Raw genomic sequence first — 13589 nt, 5'->3', positions numbered from 1 at the left:
CCTATGATAAAAATCATGGGGTGGTAGCCGGTTAGAGGACTTGACTAACAACACGGTTACTCAATCGCCGCCGCCCTGCGAACCCTGGCTTTCCGGCTAAATTATGCCGCTTTGCGGTGCCATCGGTGTTCATGACCGTTAATCGAGCCGCCAGTGACGCGTTCCCGACGCGGCACTGGCTTTCGCGACGTCCTGTCGCTCACTCGACGTTCATGCCCACCGCTGCATAATTTTTTACGCCGGATGATGAGCAAAATCATCACGCTATTGTATTTATTGCCTGAAGCTAACTCAGTAAATACATTTTTATCCCGAAAACTGCCGGAACAGTGCTTTACCACATAACAGCCGCAGTCCCAGCCAGCCGCCGCAGAGCGACAAAAGGAACGCCGCGATTAACGGCAGTGCTATCCACATCCCGATATTCGGTTCCCAGGCAAAGTTGAAGACCTTACGCTGCAACAGCCACAGAGCCGACTCTGCGCCAATCGCCGCCGCCGTTCCCGCAACCAGGCCCAGCACCGCGAATTCACACCACAGCGTGGTACGCAGCAGACGCAGCCCAGCCCCCAGCGTTCGATACACCATCAGTTCCTGACGTCGCTGACGCATCCCGACCTGAATCTGAGCCAGCAACAGCAGCACACCACAGAACAGGACCAGGATGACCATAATCTCCAGCGCGCGACTTACCTGCTGCAAGACCTGCCCAACCTGACGCAAAATACTGCCGATATCCAGCACGCTCACCGTCGGGAACTGGCGATTCAGTTGCGTAATCATCTTCTCGTCGCCATCGTAGCGGAAGCTGGTCAGCCAGGACTGCGGCTGGTTATCCAACGCCCCCACAGGGAAAATAAAGAAGAAATTCGGACGCAGGCTTTCCCAATCCACCTGACGGAAACTGGTCACCGTGGCGCTAAACGGCTGCGTGTCGCCAGTAAAGGTCAGCGTATCGCCAATCTTTATCCCCATCTCTTTGGCTTCTTTCGCTTCCATCGAGACTTCTCCCGTCTTCGGCGCTTCGCCCTCTACCAACACATTGTGTTGCGGGATCCCGTTCATCCAGGTCAGGTTCAGCTCACGGTTCACCGTGTTACCCCCCGGATCGTCCTCGTGGATCACCTCCGTCGCAACCTGCTGATTAATCTCCGTCAGGCGCGCACGAATAATGGGGAAGAACTGCTCCGGCATCACCTCATGCTGAGAAAGGAAATCCCTTATCTGTGGCACCTGATCTGCCGTGATATTCAGCAGGAAATAGTTCGGGCTACCCGGCGGCAACTGCTGCTGCCAGCGTTCAAGCAAATCACCGCGCATCACCAGCAGCAGCGCCAATAGCATGAAGGACAGCGAAAACGCAGCCAGTTGACTGAGCGTCGACCACGGCTGCCGCAGCAGGCGATTAATCGCCAGACGCAACGCTAGTCGTTTAACCGTCAAACGCCGTAGCAGCAGCAGACCGCCCCAGCCAATCACACCCAAAAGTAGCGACAGCACCGCCACGCCGCCAAGCAGCGACCACAGCAGTACGCCGCCACCGGACAACACGGCTAGCAGCCCGACGACAATAATCAGGACGATCGGCAGGTAATAGCGCAGCGGCCACACGTTCGCCACCACATCCTGACGCAACACACGCAGCGGCTGTGTCGCCAGCAGCAGTCGATACGGACGCAGCCCAACCAGCAGTGAGATCAGCACCAGCGATCCCAGCGCCCATACCCACGGCCACAGCCCGGAGGCAGGCAGTGTCGCAGGCAGCACCGGCGCCAGCATTTTCATCAACAGCGCCTCAAACCCCAGACCGAGCATGCTACCGCAAACCGCCGCCAGGCCAAGTACGGAAAGCCACTGCCCGATGATTAATCGCCTCAGCGCCTGTTTGCCTGCCCCCAGCGTTTTTAGAATAGCGACCAAATCATAGCGGCTGCGGCAGTAGTGCCCCATCGCCACCGCGACCGCGGCAATAGATAACAGCAGCGTCAGCAACGCCGACAGCAACAGGAACTGCTGCGAGCGCTTTAACGACTGGCTCAGCGCCCCTTCAGAATCCTCCATGCCATACCAGCGCTGATCGGGCTTGAGCTGCGGCTTGATGAAGTTGCTAAACTCACTAATTTGCTTCTCATTGCCAGAAAACATGTAGCGCCAGGTAATGCGTCCTCCCGGCTGAATCGCACCGGTTTTCTCGACATCATCCAGATTCATCAGAATACGTGGCGCAGTCTCAAACGGGTTGAAGCCGGAATCCGGTTCCTGAATCAGTTCACCGCTGATACGCAGCGAGGTATCGCCGACATCCAGCATGTCACCGACTTTCAGATCAAGTAAGGCCAACAGGCGTGGAGCCACCAGCACCGTTCCCGCTTCCGCATGCAGCCCTTCGGGGCGCGTCTGCAAATTACCGTACAGCGGATAGCGTTGGTCCGCCGCTTTAACCTGCGCCAGCTGCGGTGTATCGCCCGCAAACGTCATGGTCATGAAAGAAATCTGGCGGCTAAGCGTCAACCCGCGCTGCTCTGCTTCCTGAAGCCAGGTGTCCGCGACAGGCCGCGATGCACGCAGCACGCGGTCGCCTGCCAGAAAATCTCTACTCTGCTGGCTAAGCCCTTTTTCCATGCGGTCGCTGATCGTGCCCAACGCCAGCACGCAAGCCACCGCCAGCGTTAACGCTAACCAGACAATCAATAATGAAGGAGAGCGCCATTCGCGCCAGAACCACCGCCAGATCATGCGTCCTCCCGCAGCTTGCCGTCGACTAACCGCAGACGTCGCTCGCAGCGCGCCGCCAGCTGTTCATCGTGCGTCACCAGAATCAGCGTCGTGGCATAATCGCGATTGAGGGAAAACAGCAGATCAACGATGCGTTCACCGGTTTTACGATCCAGATTCCCGGTAGGTTCATCGGCAAACAAGACGTTAGGACGACCGCTGAACGCGCGTGCCAGCGCCACACGCTGCTGCTCACCGCCGGAAAGCTGAGTGGGAAGATGATGTAAGCGCTCACCTAGCCCGAGCTGCTGTAACAGCTGCTCGGCCTGACCACGGCTGTGGCTGTCGCTTTCACCGCGCAGCAACGCGGGTAATTGCACGTTCTCCAACGCATTCAGCGTCGGCACCAGCATGAAAGACTGAAAGACAAAACCAACGTGCTGAGCGCGCAGCGCCGCACGACCCTCTTCATCCAATGCGTTGAGTGATTTGCCCATCAGGCTCACGTCGCCTTCTGTGCCATCATCCAGCCCGGCCAAAATTCCCAGCAAGGTCGATTTCCCCGAACCGGATTCCCCAATCAGGGCAATTGTCTGCGCAGGTTTGACAATAAGCTCAACTCCGGTAAGGATGGAAAGCCGATTTTCTCCCTGACCAACGTGCTTACTAAGATGATGAACTTCAAGAATGTTTTCTACGTGCGCAGTTTCGCTTGGCGTAGCACTCGCTGGGCTGGTCTTCGCAAACATGTTTTCGTCCTTTTGCTTCTGGGATTATGCAGCGTACGCGCTTTCGCCGCTGACACATTATTAATTCTGGGCGATAGCCTCAGTGCGGGCTACCAGATGCCGGCCGCTAACGCGTGGCCAACGCTGCTGAACACGCAGTGGCAGACGCAGAAAAAAGGCATCGCGGTGGTTAACGCCAGTATTAGCGGTGACACCACCGCACAAGGACTGGCGCGACTTCCTGCCCTGCTGAAACAGCATCAGCCGCGTTGGGTATTGATTGAACTGGGCGGCAATGATGGGCTCCGGGGATTTCCGGCAGCCAATATTGAGCAGGATCTGACGAAAATCATCACGCTGGTCAAACAGGCTAACGCCCAGCCGCTGCTCATGCAGATCCGTTTGCCGACCAACTATGGCCGTCGCTACACCGAGTCATTCAGCAATATCTACCCCAAATTGGCGGAGCAGTTTGCGCTTCCTCTGCTGCCTTTCTTTATGGAGCAGGTGTATCTTAAACCGGAGTGGATGATGGAAGATGGCATCCATCCAACCCGGGATGCCCAACCGTTTATCGCAGAATGGATGGCGAAGCAGCTGGAACCCTTAGTTAACCATGAGTCTTAATAAATAGGCTTTTGAATTAGGTAAAGTTATGCAAAAAACGGTCTTCATTACCGGTTGCTCCAGCGGCATTGGCCTGATTGCCGCTCAGGATCTGCAAAAACGTGGCTATCGCGTGATTGCAGCCTGCCGCCGTACAGAGGATGTCGCTCGCCTGACTGCGCTCGGTCTGGAAACGATTACGCTCGATCTGGATGACAGCGCCAGCGTGGAACAAGCCGCTGCGGAGGTGATCAGGCTGACCGATAACCGCCTGTACGGTTTGTTTAATAACGCCGGATACGGCCTGTATGGTCCGTTGAATACCATTTCGCGCCAGCAGCTTGAACGGCAGTTTTCCAGCAACCTGTTCGGCACGCATCAGCTCACGCAGCTGTTATTACCTGCGATGCTGCCGCACAGTGAAGGCCGCATCATCCAGACCAGTTCCGTGCTGGGACTGGTGTCAACGCCGGGTCGCGGTGCGTATGCCGCCAGCAAATATGCGCTGGAAGCCTGGTCAGATGCGTTGCGTATGGAATTACACGGCAGCGGTCTGCACGTCAGCCTGATCGAGCCCGGCCCGATCAGTACGCGCTTTACCAGCAATGTCGCACAGACGCAGACGGACAAACCGGTGACCAACCCCGGCATCGCCAAGCGCTTCACGCTGCCGCCGGAAGCGATATTACCGAAGCTCCATCATGCGCTGGAAAGCTCACGGCCTAAATTACGCTATCCCGTGACGCTGGTGGCTCACGCCTTAACCTGGCTGCGTCGTTTGCTACCGGGGTGTCTTCTGGATAAGGTATTACGAGGATAAGGTCGCAGAGGGCGATGTATTGCGCACTCACCTCTGCACAAGGCTTGTAAGTGACACCGACAGGCCCCATCTAAGAGTCAAATGAATTCAAGAAGTAAGAGAGACTACTCATGTTAGAACAACAAGCGACTATCGTTGACGTCAATGAATCCAACCTGCATCAGGTGTTGGAACACTCCACGACACTGCCAGTCCTGTTTTACTTCTGGTCGGCGCGTAGCCAGCACTGTCTGGAACTGGAACCGGTGCTGGACAGGCTGGCGCAGGAATATGCAGGACAGTTTGTTCTGGCGAAGGTTGACTGTGATGCCGAACAGCGCGTCGCGGCTCAGTTTGGCCTGCGCTCAATCCCAACCGTGTATCTAGTTAAAGATGCTCAGCCGCTGGACGGTTTTCAGGGGCCACAGCCGGAAGAAGCCATTCGTGAATTGCTGAAACGCGCGCTGCCGAAAGAAGAAGAGCTGAAAGTCGCACAGGCGCAGCAGCTGATTCAGGAAGACAAACTGCCGGAAGCGATGCAACTGCTGAAAGACGCCTGGCAACTCAGCCAGCAGCGCAGCGATATCGGTCTGATGCTGGCAGAAGTACAAATTCAGATCAACCGCAGTGAAGATGCGGAAGCCGTGTTGGCCACCATTCCTTTGCAAGACAGGGATACCCGCTATCACAGCCTTGTTGCCCAGATTGAATTGCTGAAACAGGCAGCAGATACGCCAGAAATTCAGCATCTACAGCAGCAGTTGGACGCCGACCCGCAAAATGCGGAGCTGGCAGTACAGCTGGCGCTGCAACTGCATCAGGTTGGGCGTAACGAAGAAGCGCTCGAACTGCTGATGGGCTTCCTGAAGAAAGATCTGGCCGCCGCTAACGGCAGCGCACGTAAAACGCTCATGGACATCATGGCCGCCCTCGGCACCAGCGACGCCCTCGCCGCCCGCTACCGTCGACAGCTCTACTCGTTGCTGTATTGATTCTCTTGTGGAAAAGGCCAGAACGTTGATTCTGGCCTTTTTATTTTCAGGCGAATACCCGTCTTATCGTTTTATGCTGAATTGCTGTGATAGTTTCGGGCGTACTAACTCGGCGTAAAAAATTATGCTGAGGAGATAGCTGGCTTCGGATGAGCCGCAGGACGCGGCGAAAGCTTGCGCCACGTCGGGAACGTGTCGCAAGCAGTCCGTTAAGCCAGATACCGACGAAGGTATCGCGTAGCGACATAATTCTCGCCGAAAGCCTGGGGTCACGGGGCGAGCGGCGATTGAGCCGTCCCGTGTCGGGCGCGTGCTACGAGGTAGCATGAAAATAACGGTATCATCGCGCACGAAACAGCTTCAATAGCGGCATAAAAATGCGATTCAGAGGCACTCTGGATCCCACCGCTGACTACAGCGTCTTCAGCACCGTAATCCAACCGTGTCCGCCGTACACTGACCAGCCGTTTAGCCAGCGGCGCAGCATGTTCATCGCCAGCATCGCAACGACTTCCTGATGCGTTTTCAGGCTGTAGCGCTGTACGTTGAACTGTATCGTTTGGGCGAAAGATCCTTCCGGCGTATGCAGCGCTAATGACAGCTCCGCATCATTCCGGCTCCCCACAACCAGCGCTAACGACGCCCCCTGACGCTCCGCCAGATGGCGAGCATAGTCCGCTAGCCCAGACAGGTTAGTATCCTCAACCTTTGCCAGCAGTTCTCCGCCCGCCAGCGGCGTATTTGCCGACTGGAGCTGCCAGTTGAGCAATCCTGCCGTGAAATCTTCACTCACTGCCAGCGTCATATCACGTTCGACCAGACGCCGTGCCAGCTGTGCCGGTAACCCTTCGGTTCCTTCAAAAATGGTATTTTCCCCTGCCACGGTGCGCACCGTTTCCCACAGTTGCTCCATGTTTTCCTGCTGTGCAGCAGGGCCGGTTAGCTTGAGCTCGATAATCGGCATCGAAGAGCGGTAGCCCAGCACCACGCCCGGCGGTAACGCCATGCCGTCCAACTGGCTTGCCAGATCGCTCTCGGATCGGCCAAAGGTGGTCAGGCGCAGGCACAGCGGGGCATCTGCGACAGCAAAACGCTCACGCAGGCGCGGCATAATTTGCTGATCGACCATGACTTTAAACTCAGATGGCACGCCCGGCGTAAAAAACATCAGGCATTTGTTCAATTGCAGTGCAAAGCCACAGGCGGTGCCAACCGGGTTATCCACCATTTCCGCACTGGCGGGGATTTGCGCCTGTTTACGGTTGCTCGGTGCCATCACTCTGCCACGCTCGGCAAAGAACGCCTCCATACGCGCCAGCCATTCCGCGTGCTCAACCAGCCCTTCTCCTGCTGCGGTAGCCGCTGCCAACGCGCTGAGATCGTCGCTGGTCGGCCCTAAGCCGCCGTTCACAATCAGGATATCGGCTATCTGGCTACGCTGCGTTATCGCCGTCACCAGCGCATCGAGATCGTCCCCCACCGTCATCCGGCTGGTCATCGGTAATCCCTGCTGAAACAGATAATCCGCCAGCCAGGCCGCATTGGTATCAATAATCTGACCATGCAGCACTTCATCGCCGGTACATAACATCTCGACCCTAAGCATTTTTTTATTCCTCGTGACGATCCTGAAACCACTTTAAAAAGTCGGATGAACAAACACAATATTTCTTTCAGCCCGCCGAAGAATACGCCAACGCCGACGAACCTCACTCCAGTGTAAATATAAAATTACACCCCTCGTAACGGCGTTTTGACAGAAATCACTGAATACTCTACCCTGCTGCCAAAAATATCTGGATAGCCACGCTATTTATAGAGGAATAGGTGAAAAATCGTACTCTTGGCAGCATTTTTATCGTTGCAGGCACCACTATCGGAGCTGGAATGTTGGCGATGCCACTAGCAACCGCCGGCGTCGGGTTTGGTACTACATTGATGATATTAATCGGTTTGTGGGCACTGATGTGTTACAGCGCCTTATTGCTGGTTGAAGTGTATCAGCATCAGCCTTCGCACACCGGGCTAGGCACGTTGGCAAAAATCTACCTCGGCCGCTGGGGACAGTGGATCACCGGTTTCAGCATGCTATTTCTGATGTATGCGCTCACGGCAGCGTATATCAGCGGCGCAGGCGAGCTGCTCGCCAGCAGCATCAGCCAGTGGAGTGGCTACTCACTTCCATTGTCCGCAGGCATTCTGCTCTTCACGCTGGTTGCCGGCGGCGTCGTCTGTATCGGCACCTCCTCCGTCGATTTGTTTAACCGTATCCTGTTTAGCGGCAAAGTACTGATGCTTGTCATCATGCTGGCCGTCATGGTGCCGCATATTCAGCGCGTCAACCTACTAACGCTGCCGCTGCAACAGGGTCTGACGCTCTCGGCATTACCCGTTATCCTGACGTCGTTCGGCTTTCACGGCAGTATCCCCAGTATCGTGCACTACATGGGTGGCGACAGTCGTAAGCTGCGCCGAATATTCCTTATCGGTAGCGTGATACCGCTGATTGCCTATATTTTCTGGCAGCTTGTGATGCTAGGCAGCCTCAGTTCTTCAACATTCAACGCTATTTTGGCCGATCAGGCGGGATTGAATGGGTTGATGCAGGCGATTCGCACGCTAGTTGCCTCACCGCACGTTGAACTGGCCGTCCACCTGTTTGCCGATTTGGCACTGGCGACCTCTTTCCTCGGCGTGGCGCTTGGATTGTTCGACTATTTAGCCGATCTGTTTAAACGTAAAAATAGCATCATCGGGCGTGCGCAAACGGGCTTGCTGACCTTTATTCCCCCGCTGGTGTTTGCTCTCTTTTATCCGCAAGGTTTTGTGATGGCGCTAGGCTATGCGGCGATTGCGCTGGCCGTGCTGGCGTTGCTTATTCCCGTTCTGCTGAGCTGGCAGGTACGCAAACAGCGTCCTGAAATACGCGCAACGCGCGGTGGCGCGCCGGTCCTGGCACTGGTCTTCGCCAGCGGCGTAGCGATTATCCTGATCCAACTGGCGATGGTAGCAGGCTGGCTACCGTCGATTAGTTAACCTTCTCATTGGTTAATCCAAGACATAAAAAAACGCTGGGAGCGTTTTTTTATGCTCATAGGGTGACGGACAAGGATGTCCGTCATAAAAAAAGAGCGTGAACTCAACATTCACGCTCTTTTTCTTTCGAACCACGATACCCTAAATAATTCGAGTTGCAGGCAGGCGGCGACGCAGTGACAAATCGGTTAGATACCGATTTGAACAGCGCTAATGCTGGCCCGAAGGGTGGACCTCATTTATGAGGTCCATTAATCCCCAGGAGCTTACACAAGTAAGTGACTGGGGTGAGCGAGGACAAATTGGCTTAGCCAATTTGAACGCCGCTTGCGGCGGCCCTTCAGGGCGAGGCCCAGAGATGAGCCGAGTATTGCCAACACGCCTGCGGCTTGAAGTATGACGGGTATATTAGAAGCTCAGACCAACGCCAATATAGGCAGAATCCGCCAGTCTGTTATCCGGGCCGTTCTCACGCGCCATGTTGATGTAGCGGTAGCCGACATCAACGCTCAGCGGTGCAAACACCTGCCAGCGTACGCCTGCTTTCCCTTCAACATAGTGGTCGACATGGCTGGAGAAGGAATCCGGTGAATAGTAACCTTCACCATACAGCGAGAACTGACGGCTCAGCGGCCACTGCACGCCACCGCCCAATGCGACGCCATAGCCATCATTACCGTGATCCTGATTCAGGTACAGCGCTTTACCACCCAGCGTCAGCTTGAGTGGACCAACAGGAATGGTGTATCCCAGGCCGAAGCCGTATACATCATTGTTGTTGTCGCCGTGGGCATAGCTCACATTGCCCGCAAGCCCAGGAATGCCCAGACCGAAGCCCGCACTGGCACCAGCGTAATCGCGACCTGCTTCCCCGGAAAGGCTAATGGCATGTACAGAAGCACTTGCAAGTAACAAGCTTCCTGCACAGGCAATCACAAACTTTTTCATTTTCAATATCCTTAAAAACCGTCGTTAAACGCGCGTGTAAAGGTGTTATCGTTGCCGATTCTACCCGAAACGCCCCCTCACTCCAGCATGAAATTGCCCTGAGCAGCGATTTATTCTTTTAATAATCATGAAAGTTTGCCTTCAGCGCTGCTGACAATAGCAGCAATAAGCGCGGCCTATTTGCTCAAAAAAGACAAAGTGAATAATAGTAATCACCATGGATGACGATAAAACAGGCAGAAGGAAACGATGATGAGAGAAGGAAAATTAGCCACAGAAAAGCGCGCTACGGCGATGGATACCCCTCACACGATGAGTTCCGACAGGCACAGCCCGATGCGGTTTCAGGACATGTGGTTTCTGGAGAAGCTGGCGCTGTTTGATCGTGAAACCAGCGCCAATAATCAGACCAATCATCCGCGAAAGGTGGCGAAATCCGGCACCAGCGCACCGGACAACTAACCTATGACCGCGCTGCGCGGCCTGTTGTGTTGGGCGAATGGTGCATGGTATTGACCCAGCTTTTCACCTGCTGGCGAGAGAGCTTAATCCCACCATTTTTCAGTTCAGCGGGCAGCGCATAATACGCGACCGGACGCTGAAATCCGGCAAGCTGTGGCTGTAGCCAATCGCGTATTGCATCAAGCGTCGTGGCTTGTGCCACCTCCAATACCGCAACAGGACGGTGGCCGAACTCCGCATCGTCAACAGGCACAATGCAGGCCTGTTGAACATCAGGATGCGCCAACAATACGGCTTCGATATTCTCGGGCTGAATCCCTTCTCCACCGCTGAAGAATTGGTTATCCAGACGCCCGAGAATGTGCCATTCATCCTCGGTAAATCGCCCGCGATCCCGCGTGTGGAACCAGCCGTCATCATCGACCAGTGGAATCAGTTTTCCGTCACGCCAATAGCCTGCGGCCAGCGTGCTGCCACGCAGCAGAATTTCATCCTCCGCCAGCCGAATCTCTCGCCCGTGCAGCGGCACGCCGACGCCCGAACGCCCGTCAGCGCGTTTCGCACAGACCGTAGACGCCAGTTCCGTCAGACCATAGCCACACCAGCAGCTAACGCCTCGCGCTTCCGCCTGTTGCGTCAGCGCCTGCGGAATCATTGCGCCGCCAAGCAATACGGCCTTCAATGCCGAAGGGAATGTCCCCTCTGACAGCAGTCGCCACAGTTGCGTTGGCACCAGAGAAGCATGGGTGCAATCGCGCAATGCACTATCCAGAGGCTGATGTGCGCGGACAACGAGCGTTGCCCCAGTCGCAAGCCAGCGCCAGACAATGCCCTGCCCGGAAACGTGAAAGAGCGGAAGTGACAACAGCCAGCTGTCGCTGGAGGAAAATGCCATCATCTGCACCACACCTTCCGCGCTGGAGAGATGGGCAGCAAATGAATGCACCGCTGCTTTTGGCATCCCGCTGGAGCCGGATGTCAGCGTCAGCGTCGCCAGCCGATCGGCCTGCCAGCGTAATCGGTCGATGCAGTGACTTTCTTCGGTATCGCCTGATGGCGAAGAGTCTGATGACAAAGAAATTGGCGGTAAAGAAAGCGTGCGTATCGCATTCGGCAACGGTTTATCATTCAGGCACAGACCATACGACACATTCAGCGTGGGCAGCAGCGCCTCGGTGAGTGCATCAGGTAACTGTGGATTCAGCGGCAGCACGCGCACACCGCACTGTAACAGCGCCAAATAGCTGAACAGCATCTGGACGCTATTCTTCCCGCGTAGCGCAACCGTACTCTCGGCCATCACGCCTTGCTGTGTGAAATGCGTTGCCAGATGATCCACCCGCTGGGCAAGCGACTGCCAGCTCCAGCGGATTTCGTCGTCAATCAAGGCGACAGACTCATTCAACGAAACAGGTTTATTCAACGAAACAAGCTGGGACGTCTGGTTAGCCCAGTGTCGCCACGGCCAGTCAGTCAGGATTGCCATACCACGTCCAGTTGCTCAGCAGCCAGCAGCGGTAACGCGCTCTCCGGCCAGCATTGAATCACCTGCGCCTGCATCAGATCCAACGTGTCCAACCCTGGGATCGTGTCCGGCGTCAGCCAATGCGCCAAACGCGCCAGCTGCGTTAAGCCCAGACTGGATTCGATGCTGGAGCTGATCACCGCCGTTAATCCAGCCTGATGCGTTTCCTGCACCAGTTGCTGGCAGCGAGCGAGGCTACCGACCAGCGTAGGCTTGATCACTATCGCGCTCACACCCGGCTCGGCTTCCACCCGAAAATCCGCATCGCGCACGCTTTCGTCCCAGGCAATGCTGATACCCGTTTCCCGCGCAAACTCACGAGATTCCTCACGGGTTTTGCAAGGCTCTTCGAGAAACGCAATGCGCGAACGCAATGACGGTGCAACGTAGCGGGCAAAGCCGTCCGCTTTGGCACGCGTCCAACTGCGGTTAGCATCCAGACGGAGTTTCAGATCCGGCAAGGCTTCCAGCAGCACGTTAACGATCATGCCGTCACGCACCGCTTCGTACAGGCCGACTTTGATCTTTGCCACTTTCTCGCCCGGCATCGCCTGTAGCATGTCAAACAGCTCGTCAGGATCGCCGCTGCACAATGGCACTTTGCGGTAGTCCGCCGCCTGCGGCAGACGCTGATCCAGCTCGGCCTGCGCACAGCTCAAGCCAAAAGCAACAGAAGGCGGAAGATCGTCAGAAAATGCCGCCCCTGCCGCCCACGATTTTAGCTGTTCAAGCGCGGCTGATTCCGCCTCTGCCAGCGTTTCCACACTGAATTCCGGCAGCGGCGCAATCTCGCCCCAGCCCAATCGCTCGCCGTCTTGCAGGCGAACGATAAGCCCATCGCGGGTTTTCAGACGCTGATTGCGCAGCACCACTCCGGCTTCCATCGGCACGCTGTAACGATAGAGAGTGACCTGACGCATTACGGATTCCGTTTGAATTTGCTGAAGTCAGGCTGACGTTTTTCGTTGAACGCGTTACGGCCTTCCTGCCCTTCGTCCGTCATGTAGAAGAGCATGGTGGCGTTCCCCGCCAGTTCCTGCAAGCCAGCCTGACCGTCGCAGTCTGCGTTCAGTGCCGCTTTCAGGCAACGCAGCGCCATCGGGCTGTTTTGCAGCATTTCACGGCACCAGCGTACCGTCTCTTTTTCCAGATCTGCCAACGGAACCACGGTGTTAACCAGTCCCATATCCAGCGCTTGCGCCGCATCGTACTGGCGGCACAGGAACCAGATTTCACGCGCTTTCTTCTGACCCACGATGCGCGCCATGTAAGACGCGCCCCAGCCGCCGTCGAAAGAACCGACGCGTGGACCCGTTTGACCGAAGATCGCGTTCTCTGCAGCAATCGTCAGGTCACACATCATGTGCAGAACGTGTCCACCGCCGATGGAATAGCCCGCGACCATCGCAACAACCGGCTTCGGACAGGTACGGATCTGACGCTGGAAATCCAGCACGTTCAGGTGATGCACACCGCTGTCATCCTGATAACCGCCGTAGTCGCCGCGTACTTTCTGATCGCCGCCGGAGCAGAATGCCTTATCGCCAGCGCCAGTCAGAATGATCGTTCCGATGCCGTCGTCGTGACGGGCATTATCGAGCGCCTGAATCATCTCTTTTACCGTTTGCGGACGGAATGCGTTGCGAACCTGAGGACGGTTAATCGTGATTTTGGCAATGCCATCGATGGATTTATGGTAGAGAATATCGGCGAAGTCGCCGCTGCAATCGTGCCATTCAATCGGTGCGTAAAGCAGATCTTCACTCGGATAAAGCATA

12 protein-coding genes are annotated in these 13589 nt (G+C 55.9%); 5 read left to right on the top strand and 7 right to left on the bottom strand.

Going from position 1 to position 13589, the window contains the following annotated elements:
- Nucleotides 1–306: 306 nt before the first annotated feature.
- On the bottom strand, nucleotides 307–2736 hold the full coding sequence (gene ybbP, locus ACIPUG_RS16630) for a putative ABC transporter permease subunit YbbP (protein WP_400339327.1): 2430 nt from the start codon (nucleotides 2734–2736) through the stop codon (nucleotides 307–309).
- Entirely contained in the window at nucleotides 2733–3464 is a 732-nt protein-coding gene (ybbA, locus tag ACIPUG_RS16625; RefSeq protein ID WP_400339325.1) for a putative ABC transporter ATP-binding protein YbbA, read from the bottom strand. Before ybbA ends, ybbP begins: the two co-directional genes overlap by 4 nt.
- Here ybbA and tesA point away from each other — a divergent pair.
- The 3 genes from tesA to ACIPUG_RS16610 all read left to right on the top strand — a co-directional run bounded on the left by tesA (nucleotide 3387) and on the right by ACIPUG_RS16610 (nucleotide 5840).
- Nucleotides 3387–4070, top strand: a complete 684-nt coding sequence (gene tesA / locus ACIPUG_RS16620) for a multifunctional acyl-CoA thioesterase I/protease I/lysophospholipase L1 (protein WP_071822632.1) — start codon at nucleotides 3387–3389, stop codon at nucleotides 4068–4070. The two genes, ybbA and tesA, sit on opposite strands and share 78 nt — an antisense overlap.
- 28 nt (nucleotides 4071–4098) lie before the next feature.
- Nucleotides 4099–4869: an SDR family oxidoreductase gene (locus ACIPUG_RS16615; RefSeq protein ID WP_400339323.1), complete on the top strand. Its 771-nt coding sequence runs from the start codon at nucleotides 4099–4101 to the stop codon at nucleotides 4867–4869.
- A 110-nt stretch (nucleotides 4870–4979) separates the two neighbouring features.
- Nucleotides 4980–5840: a co-chaperone YbbN gene (locus ACIPUG_RS16610; protein WP_400339320.1), complete on the top strand. Its 861-nt coding sequence runs from the start codon at nucleotides 4980–4982 to the stop codon at nucleotides 5838–5840.
- A gap of 412 nt (nucleotides 5841–6252) precedes the next feature.
- Here ACIPUG_RS16610 and ACIPUG_RS16605 read toward each other — a convergent pair whose 3' ends face one another.
- The gene (locus ACIPUG_RS16605; RefSeq protein WP_400339318.1) at nucleotides 6253–7446 is read right to left on the bottom strand and encodes a nicotinamide mononucleotide deamidase-related protein YfaY; all 1194 of its coding nucleotides are present in this window, start codon (nucleotides 7444–7446) and stop codon (nucleotides 6253–6255) included.
- Between the two features lie 221 nt (nucleotides 7447–7667).
- Between ACIPUG_RS16605 and tyrP the strand changes: the two genes are divergently transcribed.
- Nucleotides 7668–8876, top strand: coding sequence for a tyrosine transporter TyrP (gene tyrP / locus ACIPUG_RS16600; protein ID WP_039312270.1), 1209 nt, complete (start codon nucleotides 7668–7670; stop codon nucleotides 8874–8876).
- A 408-nt stretch (nucleotides 8877–9284) separates the two neighbouring features.
- Here the strand turns inward: tyrP and ACIPUG_RS16595 are convergent, their stop codons facing one another.
- Nucleotides 9285–9824 (bottom strand): YfaZ family outer membrane protein, encoded by a 540-nt coding sequence (locus ACIPUG_RS16595; RefSeq protein ID WP_039274709.1) that lies wholly within the window; start codon nucleotides 9822–9824, stop codon nucleotides 9285–9287.
- 252 nt (nucleotides 9825–10076) lie between these two features.
- Here ACIPUG_RS16595 and ACIPUG_RS16590 point away from each other — a divergent pair, with 252 nt between their 5' ends.
- Complete coding sequence (locus tag ACIPUG_RS16590; RefSeq protein ID WP_400339315.1) at nucleotides 10077–10286, top strand: catalase; 210 nt, start codon at nucleotides 10077–10079, stop codon at nucleotides 10284–10286.
- Nucleotide 10287: 1 nt separating this feature from the next.
- On the opposite strand, the gene menE is transcribed toward ACIPUG_RS16590, so the two are convergent.
- Genes menE through menB form a run of 3 tightly spaced genes read right to left on the bottom strand, consistent with a single transcriptional unit; the run spans nucleotide 10288 to nucleotide 13588 of the window.
- Nucleotides 10288–11772: an o-succinylbenzoate--CoA ligase gene (gene menE / locus ACIPUG_RS16585; RefSeq protein WP_400339314.1), complete on the bottom strand. Its 1485-nt coding sequence runs from the start codon at nucleotides 11770–11772 to the stop codon at nucleotides 10288–10290.
- A complete protein-coding gene (gene menC, locus ACIPUG_RS16580) occupies nucleotides 11760–12731 on the bottom strand; it encodes an o-succinylbenzoate synthase (RefSeq protein WP_400339312.1) in 972 nt (323 codons plus the stop codon). The genes menE and menC overlap by 13 nt, the downstream gene beginning before the upstream one ends.
- Entirely contained in the window at nucleotides 12731–13588 is an 858-nt protein-coding gene (gene menB, locus ACIPUG_RS16575) for a 1,4-dihydroxy-2-naphthoyl-CoA synthase (protein ID WP_010301311.1), read from the bottom strand. Before menB ends, menC begins: the two co-directional genes overlap by 1 nt.
- Nucleotide 13589: the final 1 nt, after the last annotated feature.

Source organism: Pectobacterium sp. CHL-2024, from assembly GCF_044751765.1.
Lineage (GTDB): Bacteria > Pseudomonadota > Gammaproteobacteria > Enterobacterales > Enterobacteriaceae > Pectobacterium > Pectobacterium brasiliense.
This window is presented reverse-complemented; position numbering and strand designations above follow the sequence as displayed.